The 19,187-nt window shown below is 71.3% G+C and carries 18 protein-coding genes; 11 read left to right on the forward strand and 7 right to left on the reverse strand.

Going from position 1 to position 19,187, the window contains the following annotated elements; translation table 11 throughout:
* The first annotated feature begins 294 nt into the window (after nt 1-294).
* From serS to pdxR, 3 genes are all read left to right on the forward strand, one after another.
* The gene (gene serS, locus C6N31_RS06200; protein ID WP_138351110.1) at nt 295-1,572 is read left to right on the forward strand and encodes a serine--tRNA ligase; all 1,278 of its coding nucleotides are present in this window, start codon (nt 295-297) and stop codon (nt 1,570-1,572) included.
* A complete protein-coding gene (locus C6N31_RS06205; RefSeq protein ID WP_198357228.1) occupies nt 1,569-2,387 on the forward strand; it encodes an HAD family hydrolase in 819 nt (272 codons plus the stop codon). The genes serS and C6N31_RS06205 overlap by 4 nt, the downstream gene beginning before the upstream one ends.
* 161 nt (nt 2,388-2,548) lie before the next feature.
* On the forward strand, nt 2,549-3,883 hold the full coding sequence (gene pdxR / locus C6N31_RS06210) for a MocR-like pyridoxine biosynthesis transcription factor PdxR (protein ID WP_138351329.1): 1,335 nt from the start codon (nt 2,549-2,551) through the stop codon (nt 3,881-3,883).
* Here pdxR and C6N31_RS06215 read toward each other — a convergent pair.
* Nucleotides 3,828-4,589, reverse strand: coding sequence for a rhomboid-like protein (locus tag C6N31_RS06215; RefSeq protein WP_187144943.1), 762 nt, complete (start codon nt 4,587-4,589; stop codon nt 3,828-3,830). The genes pdxR and C6N31_RS06215 overlap by 56 nt on opposite strands.
* An 82-nt stretch (nt 4,590-4,671) precedes the next feature.
* Nucleotides 4,672-5,292, reverse strand: coding sequence for a YceI family protein (locus C6N31_RS06220; protein WP_138351112.1), 621 nt, complete (start codon nt 5,290-5,292; stop codon nt 4,672-4,674).
* A 114-nt stretch (nt 5,293-5,406) separates the two neighbouring features.
* Here C6N31_RS06220 and C6N31_RS06225 point away from each other — a divergent pair, with 114 nt between their 5' ends.
* On the forward strand, nt 5,407-6,117 hold the full coding sequence (locus tag C6N31_RS06225; RefSeq protein WP_138351113.1) for a FadR/GntR family transcriptional regulator: 711 nt from the start codon (nt 5,407-5,409) through the stop codon (nt 6,115-6,117).
* Nucleotides 6,118-6,152: 35 nt separating this feature from the next.
* Nucleotides 6,153-7,409, forward strand: coding sequence for a CynX/NimT family MFS transporter (locus C6N31_RS06230; RefSeq protein ID WP_381584505.1), 1,257 nt, complete (start codon nt 6,153-6,155; stop codon nt 7,407-7,409).
* 37 nt (nt 7,410-7,446) lie between these two features.
* Here the strand turns inward: C6N31_RS06230 and C6N31_RS06235 are convergent, their stop codons facing one another.
* From C6N31_RS06235 to C6N31_RS06250, 4 genes are read right to left on the reverse strand one after another with little or no spacing between them, the layout of a single operon-like run.
* The gene (locus C6N31_RS06235; protein WP_138351114.1) at nt 7,447-8,166 is read right to left on the reverse strand and encodes an ABC transporter permease; all 720 of its coding nucleotides are present in this window, start codon (nt 8,164-8,166) and stop codon (nt 7,447-7,449) included.
* A 31-nt stretch (nt 8,167-8,197) separates the two neighbouring features.
* On the reverse strand, nt 8,198-9,115 hold the full coding sequence (locus tag C6N31_RS06240) for an ABC transporter ATP-binding protein (RefSeq protein WP_138351115.1): 918 nt from the start codon (nt 9,113-9,115) through the stop codon (nt 8,198-8,200).
* Complete coding sequence (locus C6N31_RS06245) at nt 9,112-10,050, reverse strand: ABC transporter permease subunit (RefSeq protein WP_138351116.1); 939 nt, start codon at nt 10,048-10,050, stop codon at nt 9,112-9,114. Before C6N31_RS06245 ends, C6N31_RS06240 begins: the two co-directional genes overlap by 4 nt.
* Nucleotides 10,040-11,074, reverse strand: a complete 1,035-nt coding sequence (locus tag C6N31_RS06250; protein WP_381584722.1) for an ABC transporter ATP-binding protein — start codon at nt 11,072-11,074, stop codon at nt 10,040-10,042. The genes C6N31_RS06245 and C6N31_RS06250 overlap by 11 nt, the downstream gene beginning before the upstream one ends.
* 273 nt (nt 11,075-11,347) lie before the next feature.
* On the opposite strand from C6N31_RS06250, the gene C6N31_RS06255 reads away from it, so the two are divergent.
* From C6N31_RS06255 to C6N31_RS06280, 6 genes are all read left to right on the forward strand, one after another.
* Nucleotides 11,348-12,217: a M24 family metallopeptidase gene (locus tag C6N31_RS06255; protein ID WP_198357229.1), complete on the forward strand. Its 870-nt coding sequence runs from the start codon at nt 11,348-11,350 to the stop codon at nt 12,215-12,217.
* Complete coding sequence (locus C6N31_RS06260) at nt 12,214-14,016, forward strand: SDR family oxidoreductase (RefSeq protein ID WP_198357230.1); 1,803 nt, start codon at nt 12,214-12,216, stop codon at nt 14,014-14,016. Before C6N31_RS06255 ends, C6N31_RS06260 begins: the two co-directional genes overlap by 4 nt.
* A 75-nt stretch (nt 14,017-14,091) precedes the next feature.
* Nucleotides 14,092-14,985, forward strand: a complete 894-nt coding sequence (locus C6N31_RS06265) for a metal-dependent hydrolase (RefSeq protein ID WP_138351120.1) — start codon at nt 14,092-14,094, stop codon at nt 14,983-14,985.
* A 16-nt stretch (nt 14,986-15,001) separates the two neighbouring features.
* Nucleotides 15,002-15,979: a MerR family transcriptional regulator gene (locus C6N31_RS06270; RefSeq protein ID WP_138351121.1), complete on the forward strand. Its 978-nt coding sequence runs from the start codon at nt 15,002-15,004 to the stop codon at nt 15,977-15,979.
* Between the two features lie 8 nt (nt 15,980-15,987).
* Nucleotides 15,988-16,437 carry a hypothetical protein gene (locus C6N31_RS06275; protein WP_138351122.1) on the forward strand — a complete coding sequence of 150 codons (450 nt, stop codon included), beginning with the start codon at nt 15,988-15,990 and terminating at the stop codon, nt 16,435-16,437.
* Between the two features lie 112 nt (nt 16,438-16,549).
* Nucleotides 16,550-17,407 carry a Cof-type HAD-IIB family hydrolase gene (locus tag C6N31_RS06280; RefSeq protein WP_381584511.1) on the forward strand — a complete coding sequence of 286 codons (858 nt, stop codon included), beginning with the start codon at nt 16,550-16,552 and terminating at the stop codon, nt 17,405-17,407.
* Between the two features lie 47 nt (nt 17,408-17,454).
* Here C6N31_RS06280 and C6N31_RS06285 read toward each other — a convergent pair whose 3' ends face one another.
* Entirely contained in the window at nt 17,455-19,170 is a 1,716-nt protein-coding gene (locus tag C6N31_RS06285; RefSeq protein WP_138351124.1) for a sensor histidine kinase, read from the reverse strand.
* Nucleotides 19,171-19,187: the final 17 nt, after the last annotated feature.

A 19,187-nucleotide genomic window follows, 5' to 3' on the forward strand; every position in this document is an offset into this window, starting at 1 on the left:
GCCGAGCACCGGGCGTCCGGAACGATCAACTCCGTCTTCCACAGTTCGCACACACAACCTGTGGACAAAGGAAAAGAATCCCCATCCACCTGTGGATAACTCGGGTCCGCACCCCCTCCCAACTCCCGTTCTCCACAAGGGCGGTGCCCCGATGGAGGGATGCGGTGAATTCGGTTGACGGCACCCTTTTGTCCGTTATTGCATTTCGCTCCCCTTTTCCCAGAAACGGACATAACGCCACCAAAAGCCCTTAACTTGTCGCGTCGGACCCCGCCGCCCCGGTAGCCTGTAGCCGTGATTGACCTTCGCCTGCTTCGTGAGGACCCCGACCGTGTGCGCGCCTCCCAGCGCGCCCGTGGAGAGGACGTCGCGCTCGTCGACGCCCTCCTCTCCGCCGACGAGCGGCGCAGGTCGTCCAGTCATCGCTTCGACGAACTGCGCGCCGAGCAGCGCCAGCTCGGCAAGCTCATCCCCAAGGCCCAGGGGGACGAGAAGGCCGAACTCCTGAAGAAGACCGGCGTGCTCTCGGCCGCGGTCAAGGCCGCGGACGCGGAGCAGAACGAGGCCGCGCAGGAGGCCCAGAGCCTGCTGCTCAAGCTCGGCAACCTCGTGCACCCGGACGCGCCGATCGGCGGCGAGGAGGACTTCGTCGTCCTCGAGCAGCTCGGTGCGCCGCGCGACTTCGCCGCCGAGGGCTTCGAGCCCAAGGACCACCTGGAACTGGGCGAGATCCTCGGCGCCATCGACGTGGACCGCGGCGCCAAGGTCTCCGGCTCGCGCTTCTACTACCTGACGGGCGTCGGCGCGCTGCTGGAGCTGGCCCTGGTCAACGCGGCGATCGCGCAGGCCACCGCGGCCGGCTTCGTCCCGATCCTGACCCCGACCCTCGTCAAGCCCGCGGCCATGGCCGGCACCGGCTACCTCGGCCAGGTCGACGACGACGTGTACTACCTGGAGAAGGACGACCTGTACCTGGTCGGCACCTCCGAGGTCCCGCTCGCCGCGTACCACATGGACGAGATCATCGACGCGGCCAAGCTGCCGCTGCGGTACGCGGGCTTCTCGCCCTGCTACCGCCGCGAGGCCGGGTCGTACGGCAAGGACACCCGCGGCATCATCCGGGTGCACCAGTTCGACAAGGTCGAGATGTTCGTCTACACCACGCCGGAGGACGCCGAGGCCGAGCACCAGCGGCTCCTGGAGTGGGAGAAGCAGTGGCTCACCGCCCTGGAACTGCCGTTCCAGGTGATCGAGCTGGCCTCGGGCGACCTGGGCTCCTCGGCGTCGCGCAAGTTCGACTGCGAGGCGTGGATCCCGACCCAGGGCAAGTACCGCGAGCTGACCTCGACGTCGAACACCACCGAGTTCCAGTCCCGCAGGCTGTCGATCCGGCTGCGTGACGAGAACGGCACCCGCCCGCTCGCCACGCTCAACGGCACGCTGTGCGCCGTACCGCGCACCATCGTGGCGATCCTGGAGAACCACCAGCAGGCCGACGGCTCGGTCCGGGTCCCGGAGATCCTGCGCCCGTACCTGGGCGGCCGTGAGTTCCTGGAGCCGGTCAGCAAGTGAGCTCCTCCGCGCCCCTCCCGTACCGGCTGATCGCCACCGACCTGGACGGCACGCTGCTGCGCAGCGACCACACCGTCTCGGAACGGTCGCGGACGGCGCTCGCCGCGGCCACCGCGGCGGGCGCCGCGCACATCGTCGTCACCGGCCGTTCCGTGCCCTGGGCCCGGCACATCCTGGACGACCTGGGCTACGAGGGCCTGGCGGTGTGCGGGCAGGGCGCGCAGGTCTACCACGCGGGTGAACACCGGCTGCTGACGTCCGTGACGCTGGACCGCCAGCTCGCCGGACTCGCGCTGGCCAAGATCGAGGCCGAGATCGGCCCGCTCTTCCTGGCCGCGAGCCGGGACGGCCTGGACGGCGAGGTCCTGATCGGCGCGGGGTACCAGCACAACCCCGAGCTGCCGGTCATCCACATGCAGGACGACAGCGAGCTGTGGAGCGCCCCGCTCAACAAGCTCTACCTCCAGCACCCGGGCCTGGGTGACGACGGTCTGGCCCGGGTCGCACGCGAGGTCGCGGGCGATCTGGTCGGGGTGACGATGGCCGGCGAGGGCATCGTCGAACTGCTGCCGCTCGGCCTCAGCAAGGCCACCGGCCTCTCCATCGCCGCCCGCCGGCTGGGCCTGACGGCCGCCGACACCATCGCCTTCGGCGACATGCCGAACGATCTGCCGATGTTCGCGTGGGCCGCGCACGGCGTCGCGATGGCCAACGCGCACGACGAACTGAAGGCCGTCGCGGACAAGGTCACCACCTCGAACGACGAGGACGGCATCGCGGTCGTCCTGGAACGGCTCTTCGCCATCACCTCCTAGGGCGACCGGGAGTAGCGTGCGTTCCCATGACGGTTCGCAGGGTCAATCCGGCGGGTGGGGATGCGCGTGCGGCTGACGGTGCGGGGCCGGGTCCCGACGGGTCCATCGGCAGCGATCTCCATCTGGAGCTGACCGGCCCCGGCGGCCGGCGCGCCTCGCTGATGCGGGCGCTACGCGAGGCGATCCGCACCGGCCGGCTCACCCCCGGCACCCGGCTGCCGCCCTACCGCTCGCTCTCCGCCGACCTCGGCATCGCCCGCAACACCGTGGCGGAGGCGTACGCCGAACTCGTCGCCGAGGGGTGGCTCACCGCCCGCCAGGGCTCCGGCACCCGCGTCGCGCCGCGCACCGCGCCACCGAAGCCGAACCCGGCCCCCGCCGTCGCCGCACCCTCCCCGCGCACCGCGCGGCCCGCGTACAACCTGCTGCAGGGCCAGCCCGACGCCGGCAGCTTCCCCCGCGCCGCCTGGCTCACCTCCGCCCGCCGCGCGCTGACCGCCGCGCCCACCGAGGCGTTCGGTCCCGGTGACCCGCACGGCCGCCCCGAGCTGCGCGAGGCGCTGGCCGAGTACCTCGCCCGCGCCCGCGGGGTGCGTACCGACCCCGCCAGGGTCGTCGTCTGCTCGGGCTTCGCCCATGGTCTGCGGCTGCTGGTCCAGGTGCTGCGCGGCCCGATGGCCGTCGAGGCGTACGGGCTGGCCTTCCACCGCGGCATCCTGGCGGCGGCCCGGATGCGTACGGTGCCGCTGGCCGTCGACGCGGAGGGCGCACGGACCAGGGATCTGGCGGCGAGCGGCGCGAAGTCCGTGCTGCTCACCCCCGCCCATCAGTTCCCGACCGGCGGTCCGCTCGGCCCGGATCGGCGGGCGGCCGTCGTCGACTGGGCCAGGACGACGGGCGGCATCGTCCTGGAGGACGACTACGACGGGGAATTCCGTTACGACCGGCAGCCGGTCGGCGCGGTGCAGGGCCTCGAACCCGAACGCGTCGTCTACCTCGGATCGGTCAGCAAGAGCCTGTCACCGGCGGTGCGGCTGGGCTGGATGGTGCTTCCGGGACCGCTCGTGGAACAGGTGGTGGCGGCCAAGGGCGAGCGGGAGGCCACGGCCGGCGCCCTGGACCAGCTGACCCTCGCGGATTTCATCGCCTCCGGCGCGTACGACCGCCATGTTCGCCGGATGCGGCAGCACTACCGCCTGCGGCGCGACCAGCTCGTCGCCGCGCTGGCCGAGCGCGCCCCGCACATCGGCGTCTCCGGCGTCGCGGCCGGGCTGCACGCCGTGCTGGAACTTCCGCCCGGCACCGAGAGCGCCGCGGTCCGTGCCGCGGCGCGGCACGGTCTCGTCCTGGACGGCCTGGCCGGATACCGGCATCCCGACAGCGCGATGGATGTGCAGGACGGGCTGGTCGTCGGCTACGGCACGCCGTCCGACCATGCGTTCAGCGGCGCTCTGGAAGCGCTGTGCCGGGCGCTTCCGCCGGCCGGCGGTCGCTGACCGGCCGACGGCCGTTACGGGGCTCCGGCCGGTGCGGGCCGTCCGGCTTCCGCGCGGTCGGCGTCAGCCCGTAGCAGGCCAGGCCGATGAGAACGGCCGTGAGATGCCCGAGGTCGGTGAAGGTGCGGCTGGTGAGGACGGGCACGGTGAAGAACGTCAGGATCCCCAGCAGATAGCCCCACCGCCAGGGACGCGGCACCAGGTACGTCAGCACGCCGACGACACCGGCCATCCCGTAGCTGACCCCGACGTCGACGGTGTGGGCGAGGGAACGCGGCAGCCGGTCGTAATGGATGCCGAACAGTACGGCCTTCTGGCTGACGAGCGTGGCCCCGATGTGCGCGGTGGCGACGACGACGAGCCAGCGCCAGGTGCCCATCCAGCGTTCGGCGGGCGCGTGGATCAGCTCGTAGAAGACGAAGTAGATGGCGAAGCCGGACGGGGTCGCCACCCACAGGGCACTGGCGAGCAGCACCCGGACCGGGTGCTGCCGCAGTTCGATGAGGTTGGTGCTGACGTGGTGCAGCAGGTACGCCCGCACGTGGGGTGACACGACGGCGACCACACAGGTCGTGATCGTCAGGATCAGCAGCCAGATGTGGGTCCCGGGGGAGGAACGCACCCAGGAAGCGCCAAAGCGCCCCACACCCTGGAGGGTGATGCGGCGGCGCTCGACGGGGATCGGGGTGTCCTGCTCTGCGGCCATCCCCCACATCATCTGTCAGGGCCGGCTGACCCGGCCAATCGCGTTTCGGACGTTCTTGATCGCGCACACCCGGCAGGGGGTGTCAGGCGCCCTTGATGGCGGAGATGTCGAAGCGCAGCTTGACCTGCTCGCCGATGAGGACGCCACCGGTCTCCAGGGCGGCGTTGTAGTTCAGGCCCCAGTCGGTGCGGTCGATCTTCGCGGTGCCCTCGAAGCCGACGCGCTCGTTGCCGTACAGGTCCTTGGCGGAGCCGTTGTAGGCGAGGTCGAGCGTGACCGGGCGGGTGGTGCCCTTGATGGTGAGGTCGCCCGTCATGCGGTACGAGTCCTCGCCGAGGCGCTCGGCGTCGGTGGAGCGGAAGGTGATCTCCGGGAAGGCCGGGGCGTCGAAGAAGTCACCGGTGCGCAGGTGCTCGTCGCGCTGGGCCTGGTTGGTGTCGATGCTGGCGACCTTGATGACCAGCTCGGCGGTGGACAGGTGCGGGTTGCTGCCGTCGAGGTGCAGCGCGCCCTCGTACTCGGCGAACTGGCCGCGGACGGTGGTGACCATCGCGTGCCGGACGGAGAAGCCGATCTCGCTGTGGGTCGGGTCGACGGTGTACTCGCCGGTGAGGTGCGAGAGGTCGCCGGCGGCGGGGCCGGTCGCCACGGCGACGCCCGCGGTGCTGCCCGTGGTGGTCTTGGTGCGGTTGAAGAGTCCCATGATGTGCTCCTTACGAGTAGTTCAACGTTCAACTTCATTCACCATAACTCCATTCCATTTAACTTTCAACAACCTCACTCGAATGAGTCACGGATGCAGTTGTAGGATGACCGGATGACACTCCACGCAGCCGACCGCAGATCCCTGGTCGACACCGTCGTCGAGCAGCTCCGCGAGCAGCTCGCCGCCGGTACCTGGCAGGTCGGGATGCGCATTCCGACCGAGCACGAGCTCGCCGACCTGCTCGGCGTGGGCCGCAACACGGTCCGCGAGGCGGTCCGGGTGCTCGCGCACGCCGGCCAGCTGGAGTCACGGCAGGGCCAGGGCACCTACGTGATCTCCCGGGCCGACCCCGCCGCCGTGCTCCTGGGCATGCGCAGGGCCGGTATCCGCGACGTGCTGGAGCTGCGGATCGCGATGGAGGCGGAAGGCGCCCGGCTGGCCGCCGCCCGGCGGACGCCGGAGGACCTGGAGCGGATGCGCTCCGCGCTCGGCAGCGTGCACGACCACGGCGCGGAACTGACCGGTGGGGCGCAGGCCGACGACGACGTCCGCTTCCACCAGTACGTCGTGGAGGCCGCGCACAATGCCGCGCTGACCGAGGTCTACCGCTACTTCAGCTCCTCGGTCCGCGAGACACTCCTCGCCGCGGTCGGCGACAGCGACATGCCGCCGATCGACCTGGCGGCGCACACCGCGCTGGTCGACGCCATCGAGGCAGGGGACCCGCAGGCCGCCGACAGCGCCGCGCGGGCGCTGCTGCGGGAGCCGCTGCGTGCGGTCGAAGCCCTCCTCGCCGCGGCACCGGACCACCCGACCAGCTGAATCACCTCGCCACCACCCTTGGAAGGGGGCCCGCCTTGGCACGTCCGACCGCCACCGTCCCGCTCGTCGACGCGGAGCCCGGCCACCCGTCCGGGTCGCCCCGGCTGCTCTCCCACCCCGTACTGCTGCTGGCCGGCATCGTGCTGGCCTCGCTCAACATGCGGGGCGCGCTGGCCAGCATGGCGCCGCTGGTCGGCGACGTCAGCGCGCACTACGGGCTCTCCTCGACGGTGAGCAGCCTGGTCACGTCGGTGCCGGTGCTCTTCCTGGGGCTCGGCTCGATGGTCGCGCCCCGGCTGTCGCAGCGGTTCGGCACCGAACAGGTGCTGTTCGCCGCGCTGGCGGCGCTGGCTGCCGGGATCGTGGTGCGGTCGCTGTCCTCGGTCGTGGCACTGTTCGCCGGCAGCATCCTGCTGGGAACGGCGATAGCCCTGCTGAACGTGCTGATGCCCGGCCTGATCAAGCGCGACTTCCCGCACCGGGCCGCGAGCATGACCTCGCTCTACACCTGCGCGATGGTCATCGGCGCGTCGACGGCCGCCGGGGTGTCCGTCCCCCTGGAGAAGTCGTTCGGCGGCAGCTGGCAGGCCGCCCTGGCGTTCTGGGCCCTCCCGGCGGCCGTCGCCGCGGCGGTCTGGTTCCCGCAGGTGGTGCTGTCCCGCAGGACCCGTTTCGCCGCGGCCGCCGCTCCCCGGACGAACAGCCCGGTTCCGGTCCGGGACGCCGGGCTCCGGCGGGTGCCGCTGGCCTGGCAGGTCACCTGCTTCATGGGCCTGCAGTCGCTGCTCGTCTACGTCGTCATCGCGTGGATGCCGACGATCCTCACCGACCACGGAATGAGCAAGGGCACCGCGGGGGTCGTCTTCGCCGTCAGCAACCTGATCCAGGTGGTGGGCGCGTTCGTCTTCCCGCTGCTCGCGGGCCGGATGCGCAACCAGGGTCCGCTGGTGGCCGTCGCCGTGAGTCTGACCGCCGCCGGATACGTCGGGCTCCTGGTGGACCCGGTCGGCGGCGCCTGGGCGTGGGCCGCCCTGCTCGGCGTCGGCCAGGGCGGCGCCGTCGGGCTGGCGCTGACGATGATCGTGCTCCGCAGCCGGGACGCGTTCACCGCCGCACGGCTGTCGGGCATGGCCCAGGGCGTCGGCTATCTGCTCGCCGCCGCCGGACCGCTGGCGGCCGGCGCGCTCTACCAGAGCAGCGGCGGCTGGACCGCCCCGATCGTGCTGATGCTGCTGCTGTGCGGCGCGCAGCTCGCCGCGGGACTGGGCGCGGGCAGGGACCGCAAGGTCTGACCCCCGGCCCCCGCCCCTCCCGTCCGTCGATGCCCGGCTACTCCTCGCCCGCCAGGGTCAGCGAGCGCAGCCGCTGCGCGGCGAACCAGGTGGCGGCGACGGTCACCGCGACGAGCAGGACGATCGCGACCGGGAGCCCGACGTCGGACTGCACGATGTCGCCGCCCCCGATCTTCTGCGCCAGTGCCAGCGACCACTGCTGGACGCTGAGGGTGCGGGCGCCCGGGACGAGGTTGCCGATGAGGGATTCCCAGACCAGCGCGTAGACGAGCCCCGCCACCACGGCGTGCCGGGTGACGACGCCCAGCAGCAGGAAGACCGCGGCGTAGGCGATCGACGCGACGGCCGCGGCGATGCCGTAGGCGACCGCGAGCTGCTGGCTGTTGCCGTTCAGGATGTAACCGGCGATGAAGGTCGGGATGGCCGAGAACGCCATGGCGACGCCGATCGCGACGGTCAGTTTCGTCAGGATGATCGACGGCCGCTTCAGCGGCTTGGCCAGCAGATAGACGATCGAGCCGTCGTCGATCTCCGGCGCGATGGCGCCGGTACCGGCGATGACGCCGATCAGCGGCACCATCGTCGCGAGCGCGAAGCCGCCCAGCAGGTCGCTGGTGACGTTGTCGTCCACACCGGCCAGGGCGCGCACGGCGACGGAGATGACGATCAGCAGCGCGGGCAGCGCGAAGAGGATGAGTGCGCGGCGCCTGCCGAGCAGCGCCCGGAAGGTGAGCCGGGCCACGGTGGGGTTGTACATCGCTGTGGGCTCCTTAAGGCCGTTGGGCCGCTTACGCCGTGACCAGGTAGGAGAAGACGCTCTCCAGGGACTCGTCGGACGGCGAGACCGTGTACAGCCGGATGCCGTGTTCGCGGGCGACGCGCGGCAGCAGTTCCGTGAAGCCGGAGAAGTCGATCGCCTGGATGCGCAGCGCCTTCTCGGACCAGTCGAGTTCGATCGCGGCCGTCGACGCGTCCGCGATGAGCGCGGCGGCCAGCTGCCGGTCGTCGCTGGACCGTACGAGGTAGCGGTGCGGGCGGTCCGTCATCAGGCGGCGGATCTTGCGGAAGTCACCGGAGGCGGCATGCCGGCCGGCCACCACGACCTCGATGTGGCTCGCGAGCTGCTCGACCTCCTCCAGGATGTGCGAGGAGAACAGCACGGTGCGGCCGTCGGCGCCCATCTGCCGGAGCAGGTCCATGAGATGGAGCCGCTGGCGCGGGTCCATGCCGTTGAAGGGCTCGTCGAGCAGGAGCACCGACGGGTCGTGGACGAGAGCCGAGGCCATCTTCACGCGCTGCCGCATGCCCTTGGAGTACGTGTCGATCTTGCGGTCCTGCGCGTACGCCATCTCGACGGTCGCCAGCGCCCGGTGGGCGGCGGCGCCGGGGTCCGGCAGTCCGTGCAGTTCGGCGTTGGCGAGGACGAACTCCGCGCCGGTGAGGAAGTCGTACATCCCCTCCCGCTCGGGCACGATCCCGATGTGGTGGTACACCTCCTCGTTCCGCCAGATCCGCGTGCCGTCGAGGGTGACGGAGCCGGTGGACGGGGCGAGGAAGCCGGCCATCATGTTGATGAGCGTGGACTTTCCCGCGCCGTTCGGGCCGAGCAGGCCCGTCACGCCGGGGCCGATCGACATGGTGACGTCGTTGACCGCCACCACGTTGCCGAACCAGCGCGAGACGTTGTCGATGGTGATCGTCGTCACGAGAGTCCGACCTTCCGGTAGCGGCGCATCAGCAGGCCGAAGCAGCCGGCGATCACGGCGAGGAGCACGAGCAGGTAGACGATGCCCGCGAAGGCATTGGGCGGGCCGTAGTTGCCCGGGTTCGAGACGGTGGCGCCGAGCCACCAGGACTGTGCGCCGTCCAGCAGGCTGATCGGGGAGAAGAGGCCGAACCAGCCCTCCGCGTCGAAGTTGCCCTGGCTGTAGGCGACGCCCTGGACCGCGCTGACCGCGCCGTACGAGATGGCGATGACCGCGATGATCGCGGCGACGCCGAAGCCGCGGCGCGGCGTGATGGCGGCGATGACCATGCCGATGCCCGCCAGCAGCAGGGAGAGCAGGAGAGCGGCCACGATTCCCTTCCCGAATCCGGCTGTCTGGGAGGCGAAGCCGAACTTCGCCAGCAGCCCGCCGACGTAGAGGATGACCAGCGGCACCGCGGTGAGGATGAACAGCGCGGCCGTCATCGCCGCGAACTTGGCGGCGACGTAGTCGATGCGCTCGATGGGGCGCGAGAAGTACAGCGGTGTCGTCTTGAACCGCAGGTCGCGGGAGACGGACTGCGGGGCCTGGGCCGCGACGAAGAGCGCGATGACCATCTGCAGGAAGATCGTGTACTGCATGTACTGCATGGGCAGCTTGGTCATCTTCGTGCCGATGGCGACCGCGACGATGATCAGCGCCGGAGCGCACATCGCGGCGAACAGCAGCATCGGCAGCACCTTGGACTTCGCCGACCGGCCGAGGCCGTAGGCGCCGCGCAGGCTCTGCGAGAAGAGCGAGACGCGGGCGTAGCCGCGGCCGAGGCGCGGGCCGTCGTAGTGCCGGTAGCCGATGTTGTGGATGACATCGGCGCTGCGCTGGGCCTCCGGCGATGCGGGGGCGGGTACGGGTGCGGGAACGGTGTCAGGCTGCATCTCGGCTGCCTCCCTTCTTCGGTCGGCTGCCGGTGGCGCCTGCGGTCTCGAGGACGTCGGAGTCGTCGTCCGTCGCGTCGTCCGTCGCGTCGTCCGTGCTGAAGACTTCCGCGATCCGGTGCCGTCGCTGTTCCATCCGGACCAGGCCCAGGCCGAGTTCGGCGACCGCGTCCCGGATGAGGTCGTAGGTGGCCTCGCCGTCCATCTCGACCAGCAGGATGTGCCCGATGTTCGCGCCGCCGGATCCAGGGCCTTCGCCCTGCACCGAGACCCCGAGTGCGGTCAGCGCCACGCGCAGCGCGTCGGTGCCGTGCGGGTGCCGGTCGGTGTCGGTGACCTCGACCGCGAGCGAGGCGGTGGCCTGCGTGAAGTCGCTGGTGGAGGAGGAGCGCAGCAGCTTTCCGCCGTCGATGACGACGACGTGGTCGCTGATGCGTTCCAGCTCGCCGAGAAGGTGCGAGGTGACCAGGACGGAGATGCCGAAGTCGCTGTGGACCCGGCGGATCAGTCCGAGCATCTCGTCGCGGCCCGCCGGGTCCAGGCCGTTGGTCGGCTCGTCGAGGAGGACCAGCTTCGGATCGTGCACGAGTGCCTGCGCCAGCTTGACGCGCTGCTTCATGCCCGTGGAGTAGCCGCCCATGGCGCGGTACCGCTCCTCGTACAGCCCGACGTGGCGCAGGGTGTCGGCGGTGCGCTCGCGGGCCGCGGCGGGCGGCAGCCCGGACATCCGCGCCATGTGGACGACGAACTCGGTCGCCGACACATCGGGCGGCAGGCAGTCGTGTTCGGGCATGTACCCGACGAGACTGCGGATGGCCGCGCCTTCGGTGGCCACATCGAGTCCGAGCACGGCGGCACGGCCCTCGGTGGCCGGGGACAGACCCAGCAGAATCTTGATCAGGGTCGACTTGCCGGCCCCGTTGGCACCAACCAGCCCGGTCACGCCGGGGGTGATGTCCACGGAGAGCCGGTCCAGGGCGGTCACCCTTGGGTACCGCTTGCTCAGGCTTTCGGTCACGATCACAGTCACGTTGTCGACGGTAGTGGCGCGGACCACATCGGAGCGTCCCCCTCCGGGGCCCCATCGGGGTAGTCCTGCGGGCTGACCTCCCGTAGGGGATGTCCTCCGAGCGCGGGACGGATGTCAGGGTCATGGCGGTCCGGGACAGCGGTGGCCCGGAGTTTTCCACAGGCGGTGCGGGCACTCTTGACCCTGCCATGAAGTGATGTCACATTCATCGATGTCAGGGTTGGCGCATGCCGTGCTGGGTGCCGTACTGAGGGGTGGGCGGTAGTGATGAGTCATCCATCGGACGGGTCGGACGTACTGGACGGTTCGGACGGGCGGGGCGGGAATCCGGACGGGCTGGACGGGTTCCGGGAGGTGCAGCGGCTGGCGTACGCGTGCGCCGAGGCGGTCGCGGCGCAGCTGAAACCGGGCGTGACCGAGCGGGAGGCCGCCCGCATGATGCGGGAGTGGCTGCGCGAGCGGGGCGTGCGGGACTGGTTCCATCTGCCGTTCGCCTGGTTCGGGGACCGGACGGCCTTCACCGGCTTCAAGGTGCCGCTGCAGTTCTTCCCCACGCAGCGCCGGCTGGAGCCGGGGATGCCCTTCATCCTGGACACCGCCCCGATCTACAAGGGGTACACCGCCGACATCGGGTACTCCGGCTGCCTCGGCCTCAACCCGGTCCATGACCGGCTGCTGGCTGATCTGCGCGAGCACCGTGAGCTGATCCTGCGTGAGGTGCGCGAGCGCCGCTCGCTGCGGGCGATCTACGAGGACGTGGACCAGCTGATGGCGAAGCAGGGGTACGCCAACCGCCACCGCGCCTATCCGTTCGGCGTCATAGCGCACAAGGTCGACCGCGTGCGGGAGCGGCGCTGGTCCCCGCAGATCGCCGGCTTCGGCATCCAGAGCCTCAAGGGGCTGGCGAAGGACGCGCTGCACGGCCACCGGGACGGCTGGTCCCCGCTGTGGAGCCCGTACCGGATGTCCGACCACCCGCCGCAGCCCGGACTGTGGGCGGTCGAGCCCCATCTCGGATTCCGCGGGACCGGGGCGAAGTTCGAGGAGATCCTCGTGGTCACCGCGACGGACGCGTACTGGCTGGACGACGAACTGCCGCATGTGAAGCGGTGGAAGGAAGCGGGGCTGGCCGTATGAGCCGGGACAGCGCGGGAGACGGGACCGGGAACGGCAGCGGGCCGGGGGCGGCGCGCGAACGCCGGGTGGCGGGGGACGGGGTGGAGCTGTGCGTCGCCGAGTACGGGGACGCGTCGCTGCCCACCGTGGTGCTGCTGCACGGCTACCCCGACAGCAAGGAGGTCTGGTCCCAGGTCGCCGACCGGCTCGCGGACCGCTTCCATGTGGTGCTCTACGACGTGCGCGGCCACGGCCGCTCGACGGCGCCGGAACCGCTGCGCGGCGGCTTCCGGCTGGAGAAGCTGACCGACGACTTCCTGGCCGTCGCGGACGCCGTCAGCCCGGAACGGCCGGTCCACCTCGTCGGCCACGACTGGGGCTCGGTCCAGGGCTGGGAGTTCGCCACGGTGGGGCGGACCGAGGGCCGGATCGCCACCTTCACCTCCATCTCCGGCCCCTCCCTCGACCACTTCGGCCACTGGATCAAGCAGCGCGTCGCACGGCCCACCCCGCGCCGGCTCGCCCAGCTCCTCGGCCAGGGCGCCAAGTCCTGGTACGTGTACGCCCTGCACACCCCCGTGCTGCCGGAGCTGGCCTGGCGCGGAGTGCTCGGCAGGCAGTGGCCCAAGCTGCTCGCCCGCGCCGAGAAGATCTCCTCGGCGGACTACCCGACGGCCTCGCTGCCCGAGGACGCCGCGCACGGCGCGTGGCTCTACCGGGACAACGTCAGGGACCGGCTGCGCGCGCCGCGCGCGGACGCCTACGCCCATGTGCCGGTGCAGCTGATCACCCCGACCGGTGACCCGTTCCTGTCGGAGAAGCTCTACGACGAGCTGGAGCAGTGGGTCCCCGACCTGCGGCGCCGCACCATTCCGACCAAGCACTGGGTGCCGCGTACCCGCCCGGATCAGATCGCCCAGTGGATCGGTGAGTTCGTGACGTCCAACGAAGAGGGCCGTCCGGCCCGGAAGACCCCGGAGAAGCCCGGCCCGGCCGGTGAGCGGTTCGCAGGCCAGCTGGTGCTGGTGACCGGCGCCGGCAGCGGCATCGGACGAGCCACCGCCTTCGCCTTCGCCGAGGCGGGGGCACGGATCATCGCGGTGGACCGGGACGCGGAGTCCGCGGCCCGCACCGCGGAACTGGCCCGGCTGATCGGCGCGCCGAGCGCCTGGGCCGAGACCGTGGACGTCTCCGACGAGCAGGCCATGGAGAAGCTCGCGGAGAAGACCGCCACCGAGTACGGCGTGCCCGACGTCGTCGTCAACAACGCCGGTATCGGTCTGGCCGGTTCCTTCCTCGACACCACCACCGAGGACTGGAAGCGGGTGCTGGCCGTGAACCTGTGGGGTGTCATCCACGGCTGCCGGCTCTTCGCCCGGCAGATGGTCGACCGCGGCCAGGGCGGCCATATCGTCAACACCGCCTCGGCCGCCGCCTTCCAGCCGTCGCGCGCGCTGCCCGCGTACAGCACCTCCAAAGCGGCCGTGCTGATGCTCAGCGAATGCCTGCGCGCCGAACTGGCCCCGCACGACATCGGGGTGAGCGCCATCTGCCCCGGCATCGTCAACACCAACATCACCTCGACCACCCGCTTCGCCGGGGTCACCGACGCGGAGCAGGAGCGGCGCCGCGCCAGGTCGTCCCGGCTGTACGGGCTGCGCAACTACCCGCCGGAGAAGGTCGCCGAGGCGATCGTGCGCGCGGTGATGCGCAACTCCGCCGTCGTCCCCGTCACCCCTGAGGCGCGCGGCGCCCGGCTGCTGGGCCGACTGTCCCCCAGGGCGCTGCGCGGCCTGGCCCGTCTCGACCCGCCGCTGTAAGCCCCGGCGAGTCGCCGCACACCTCGGTAAGCCCCCGTTAAGCCCCGGTAGGCCCTGTAAGGAGGTCACGACACCATGAGCTACGCGATCAAACCGCGCCGGGTCTCGTTCGACTGGAAGCGGACGCCGCTGCACTGGATCCCGGACGAGCCGACCGCGACCCATGTCATCAATGTGCTGCACCTGCTGCTCCCCGCCGGGGAGAGGTGGTTCGTCAAGGTCTTCAAGGAAGCCCTGCCCCTGGTCACGGACGAGGAACTGCTCAAGGACGTCAAGGGGTTCATGGGCCAGGAGGCCACCCACAGCGTGCAGCACGCCTACGTCCTGGAGCATCTGGCCGAGCAGAACCTCGACACCGACCGCTACACCCGGCATGTGGAGTGGATGTTCGACGTCCTCCTAGGGGAGAAGCCGCCGTTCGGCTCACCGATACCGAGGGCCGAGTGGCTGAAGTTCCGGCTCTCGCTCATCGCCGCGATCGAGCACTTCACGGCGGTGCTCGGGGACTGGATCCTGGCCGCCGAAGCGCTGGACGATGCCGGCACCGACGAGGTGATGCTGGATCTGCTGCGCTGGCACGGCGCCGAGGAGGTCGAGCACCGGGCCGTCGCCTTCGACATGTACCAGCACGTCGCCGGGGAGGGGCTGCCCCGCTATCTGCGCCGCGCGGAGGGCATGGTCATCGCCTGGCCGGCGCTCGCCTATCTCTGGGTGACCGGGGCCCGCTACCTGATGCGGCACGATCCGCAGCTGCCGCACGGCAGGTACCGCTTCCGCGACCACCGCGCGGCGGCCGCCAAGGGGCTGCTGCCCTCCTGGGCCGCGCTGAACATGGCCATGCCCAGATACCTCCGGCGGTCGTACCATCCGTCACAGGAGGGGTCTCTGCGCAGGGCTGTCGAGTACCTGGCGAGTTCCCCGGCGGCACGGATCGCGGCGGGCGCGATAGGCCGCGCGGCCGCCTCGTGAGTCCAGGGAGGACCGTTTGACCGTCTCCGCCGAGCATCGCGCCTACCGGATCGAGGACCTGGCCCACTTCAGCGGCGCCACGGTCCGGACGATCCGGGGCTACCAGGACCGCGGGCTGCTGCCGAAACCTGAACGCCGGGGCCGGGCCAATGTGTACGACGACACGCACCTGGCCCGGCTGCGGCAGATCGCCGACCTCCTGGAGCGCGGCTACACGCTGGCCAGCATCAAGGAGTTGCTGGAGGCGTGGGACGCGGGCACCGGGCTCGGCGGGGTCCTCGGCCTGGTCAACGAGGTGGACCGGCCCTGGTCCGACGAGACTCCGGCGCGGATCACCCGCGCCGAGCTGACCGAGGCGTTCGGCGGGGTCCCCGACCAGGCCGCGATCATCGACGCCCTGGACCTGGGGGTGCTGGAGACGGTCCCCGGCAGCGAGGACGAGTTCCTCGTCCCCAGTCCCCAGGAACTGGCGGTCGCCGCCGAGCTCTACGCGGCGGGCGTCCCGCTGACCGCGATCACCGGTCATCTGCGGGAGCTGCGGATCCAGGTCGAGTACATCTCGGAGCGGTTTCTGCAGTTCACCACCGAGCATGTCTTCCAGCGCTATCTGGACCATCCGCCCACCGACGCGGAGGCCGCGGAGGCGGCGTCCCTCGTCCGGCGGCTGCGGCCGCTCGCCCAGCAGACCATCGACGCGGAACTGGCCCGCGCGATGCGCATGATGGCCACCGAGCAGGTCAGACGGCACCTCGGCGATCTCGCGGCGGACGTGCCGCCCCCGGCGGAGCCGGCCCACGTCCCGGTCTCGCTGCCGACGGACACGGTGGGCGCCGTCCGCGAGCTGGTCGGCCGCCGCAACGTCCCGGCCTTCATCGCCGCCGCCGCCGAACGGGAAGTGCGGGCCCGCACCATGGACACCCTGGCCGGCCTCCCCTCCGAGGACGGCCCGCGGACGGACGGCCCGCAGACCGGCGGCCCGAACGGCCAGGGATGATCATTTCCATGAGCCACCAGCAGCTGCCCACCACCCAGGCCGCCGTCACCGCCGTACGCGAGATCGCGCGGCGGGAGAACCTGGAGATCAGGGTCACCGACGACATCGGCGCCGACCGGTCCGCACGCCGCAGCGGGGCGGGCGCGTTCTCCGTCGCCGATCCGGACGGTTCGCTGCCGCACGAGGCCTACGTCGAACTCGGTGGATCACCCGCGGTGGAGATCGAGCTGTACTCCGAGGGCGACGCAAAGATCATCGTCGACGGGGTGGAGTTCCACGATGTGCCGCGTGACAGCGTCCCCGCGTTCCTGGACTCGGTGTACCGCGGCCTGGTGCGGGTGAAGACCCGGTTTCTGCAGCGCTGGCTGATCGTGTCGCTTCCCGGCGACGAGACCTATCGGGAGCTGGTCCCCGGCACGAACTTCTCACCGTGGCTGGCCCGCCAGGTCGGCCGCTGACCGGACCGCACGAGCCGCTCGTGCCATGGGGGGCCTGCCGCGGCCGTCCGCGGGCGCGGCGCGCCCGTACCTGTGTACGGGTGTCGTGGCCGTATACGGGAGGATGGGGGGTGTGACCTCAGCCCCCGAGCATCCCCAGTCCCCGGACGCCCGCCCGTCGGCCCGCACGCCCCGGCTGATCGCCACCGACCTCGACGGCACGCTGCTGCGTGACGACAAGACGGTCTCGGCCCGGACGATCGCCGCGCTCGCGGACGCCGAAGCGGCCGGTATCGAGGTCTTCTTCGTCACCGGGCGGCCGGCCCGCTGGATGAACGTCGTCGCCGAGCACACCGCCCGGCACGGGATGGCGATCTGCGCGAACGGCGCCGCCGTCTACGACCTGCACCGCAGCACGCTGCTCGCCGCGTACCCGCTCGACACGAAGGACGCTCTCACGGTCGTGGACGCGCTGCGCGCGGCCGTCCCCGGCACGACCTTCGCCGTGGAACGGACGAACGGCTTCTCGTACGAGCCCGCGTACCCGCCGTACGCCCCGATGCCCGACGCGGTGATCGCGCCCGCCGAGGAACTGCTCGCCGACAACGGCGCACCGGTACTGAAACTGCTGGCCAAGCACCCGGACGCCGACCCGGACGCGTTCCTCGCCATGGCGCTGAGCGCCGCCGGGGAGCACGGCGAGATCACCCGCTCCAGCGCGTCCGCGCTGCTGGAGATCAGCGGCCCGGGGGTCAGCAAGGCCACCACCCTCGCCCGGTGCTGCGCGGAGCGCGGTGTGTCGGCCGATGAGGTCGTCGCGTTCGGCGACATGCCGAACGACCTGGCGATGCTCAGCTGGGCGGGCACCTCGTACGCGGTCGCGAACGCGCACCCCGCGGTCCTGGCCGCCACCACACACCGCACCACCGCCAACGAGGACGACGGCGTCGCCCGGATCATCGAGCGGATCCTGGCGGCCCGCAGCAACTGAACCGGCAGGACGGACCCGACGGCACGGAACTCACGGGACAGCCGCCGTTACAGCGGCGCCTCCCAGACGACCGTCGTCCCCACGCCGTCCGGCCCCGGCCCGAAACGGCTCGACCCGCCGAGGGCCTCCGCCCGGCGCGCCAGATTGCTCAGTCCGCTGCGGCGGCCGTCCTCCGGGATGCCCACCCCGTCGTCGGTGACCGTCAGCCGCACTCCGGTCACACCGTCCCCGTCCGCGTCGCCGTCACCGCCGCCCCCGGCGTCGCCCGGAAGGGTGACCGTCGCGTCGATCACCACGTCGATCCGGCTCGCGCCCGCGTGCCGGAAGGCGTTCGACAGCACCTCCCGCAGTGCGGCGATCAGGTTCTTCACGGTCAGCTCACCGACCAGCGCGTCCACCGCCCCGACGAACCGCACGGACGGCTGGAAGCCCAGCGGTACGGCCGCCGTGCCGATCTCCCGCAGCACCCGCGTCCGCAGGCCGGCCGGCGCGTCGGCGGGGGCCTGCTGGAGCGCGAAGATCGCGGTGCGCACCTCCTGGATAGTGGCGTCCAGTTCGTCGACGGCCTTGCCGATCCCGTCCCGCACCTGCGGGACCACCGAGCGGCGCTGGGCGCCCTGCAGCATCAGACCGGTCGCGAACAGCCGCTGGATGACGAGGTCGTGCAGGTCACGGGCGATCCGGTCGCGGTCCTCGTAGACCGCCAGCCGCTCCCGGTCGCGCTGAACGTCGGCCAGCAGCAGCGCCAGCGCGGCCTGCGCGGCGAACTGGGTGGCCAGCGTGCGCTCCACCTCGGTGAAAAGCTTGCCGCCGCGTTCGCGCGGCAGCGCGAGCGTGCCGATCACCCGGCCGTTGCTCTTGAGCGGAAGCATCATGCTGGGCCCGAACCGGGGCGCCAGATGCGTGGTCATCCGCACGTCCATGGAGGAGTCGTCGACGAAGACCGGCTCCCCGTTCAGCAGCAGTTCGGCGACCGGGCTCGCCGCCTCGATGACGGTGCCGAGCATCCCGGCCGGTTCGTCCGCGGAGACCGCGACGACCTCCAGACCGCCCTCCGCGGTCGGCAGCAGCACCAGCCCGGCGGCGGCCTCGGCCAGCTTGCGGGCCTGCTCGGCGACGACGTCCAGCGCGTCCTCGGCCGCGTCGCCCGTCAGCAGTGCGGTGGTGAGGGCGGCCGAGCCGTTGATCCAGCGCTCGCGCTGACGGGTCGCCTCGTACAGCCGCGCGTTGCCGAGCGCGATCCCCGCCTCGGTGGCCAGGATCCGCACCACATGCAGATCCTCCTCGGTGAACTCACCGCCACCGCGCTTCTCGGTCAGGTACAGGTTTCCGAAGACCTCGGTGTGGACGCGGATCGGCACCCCGAGAAAGGCGTGCATCGGGGGGTGGTCCGGCGGGGCCCCCGACGACCGCGGGTCCTTCGTCAGGTCGGCCAGCCGCAACGGCACCGGATGGCGGATGAGCTCGCCGAGCAACCCCGTACGGCCGTCCGGGAGGGCGCCGATGCGGTCGGCGTCCTCCTCGGCGATGCCGTGGGTGACGAAGTCGGCGAGGCCGGTGCCGTCGGCGTTGAGCACACCGAGCGCCGCGTAGCGGGCGGAGGCCAGTTCGGCGGCCGTCTCGACGATCCTGCGCAGCGTCGTGTGCAGCTCGAGGCCGGTACCGACGGAGACGACGGCCTCCAGCAGCTCGGGCAGGCGCACGGTGATCTGGGAGGCCATGCCCTGGAAGCTGAGAGTGGTCGGCGCACTGTCGTCTGCCATGTCCCTCAGCGTATTTG

The organism is Streptomyces fildesensis (assembly GCF_016107395.1).
GTDB classification, from domain to species: domain Bacteria; phylum Actinomycetota; class Actinomycetes; order Streptomycetales; family Streptomycetaceae; genus Actinacidiphila; species Actinacidiphila fildesensis.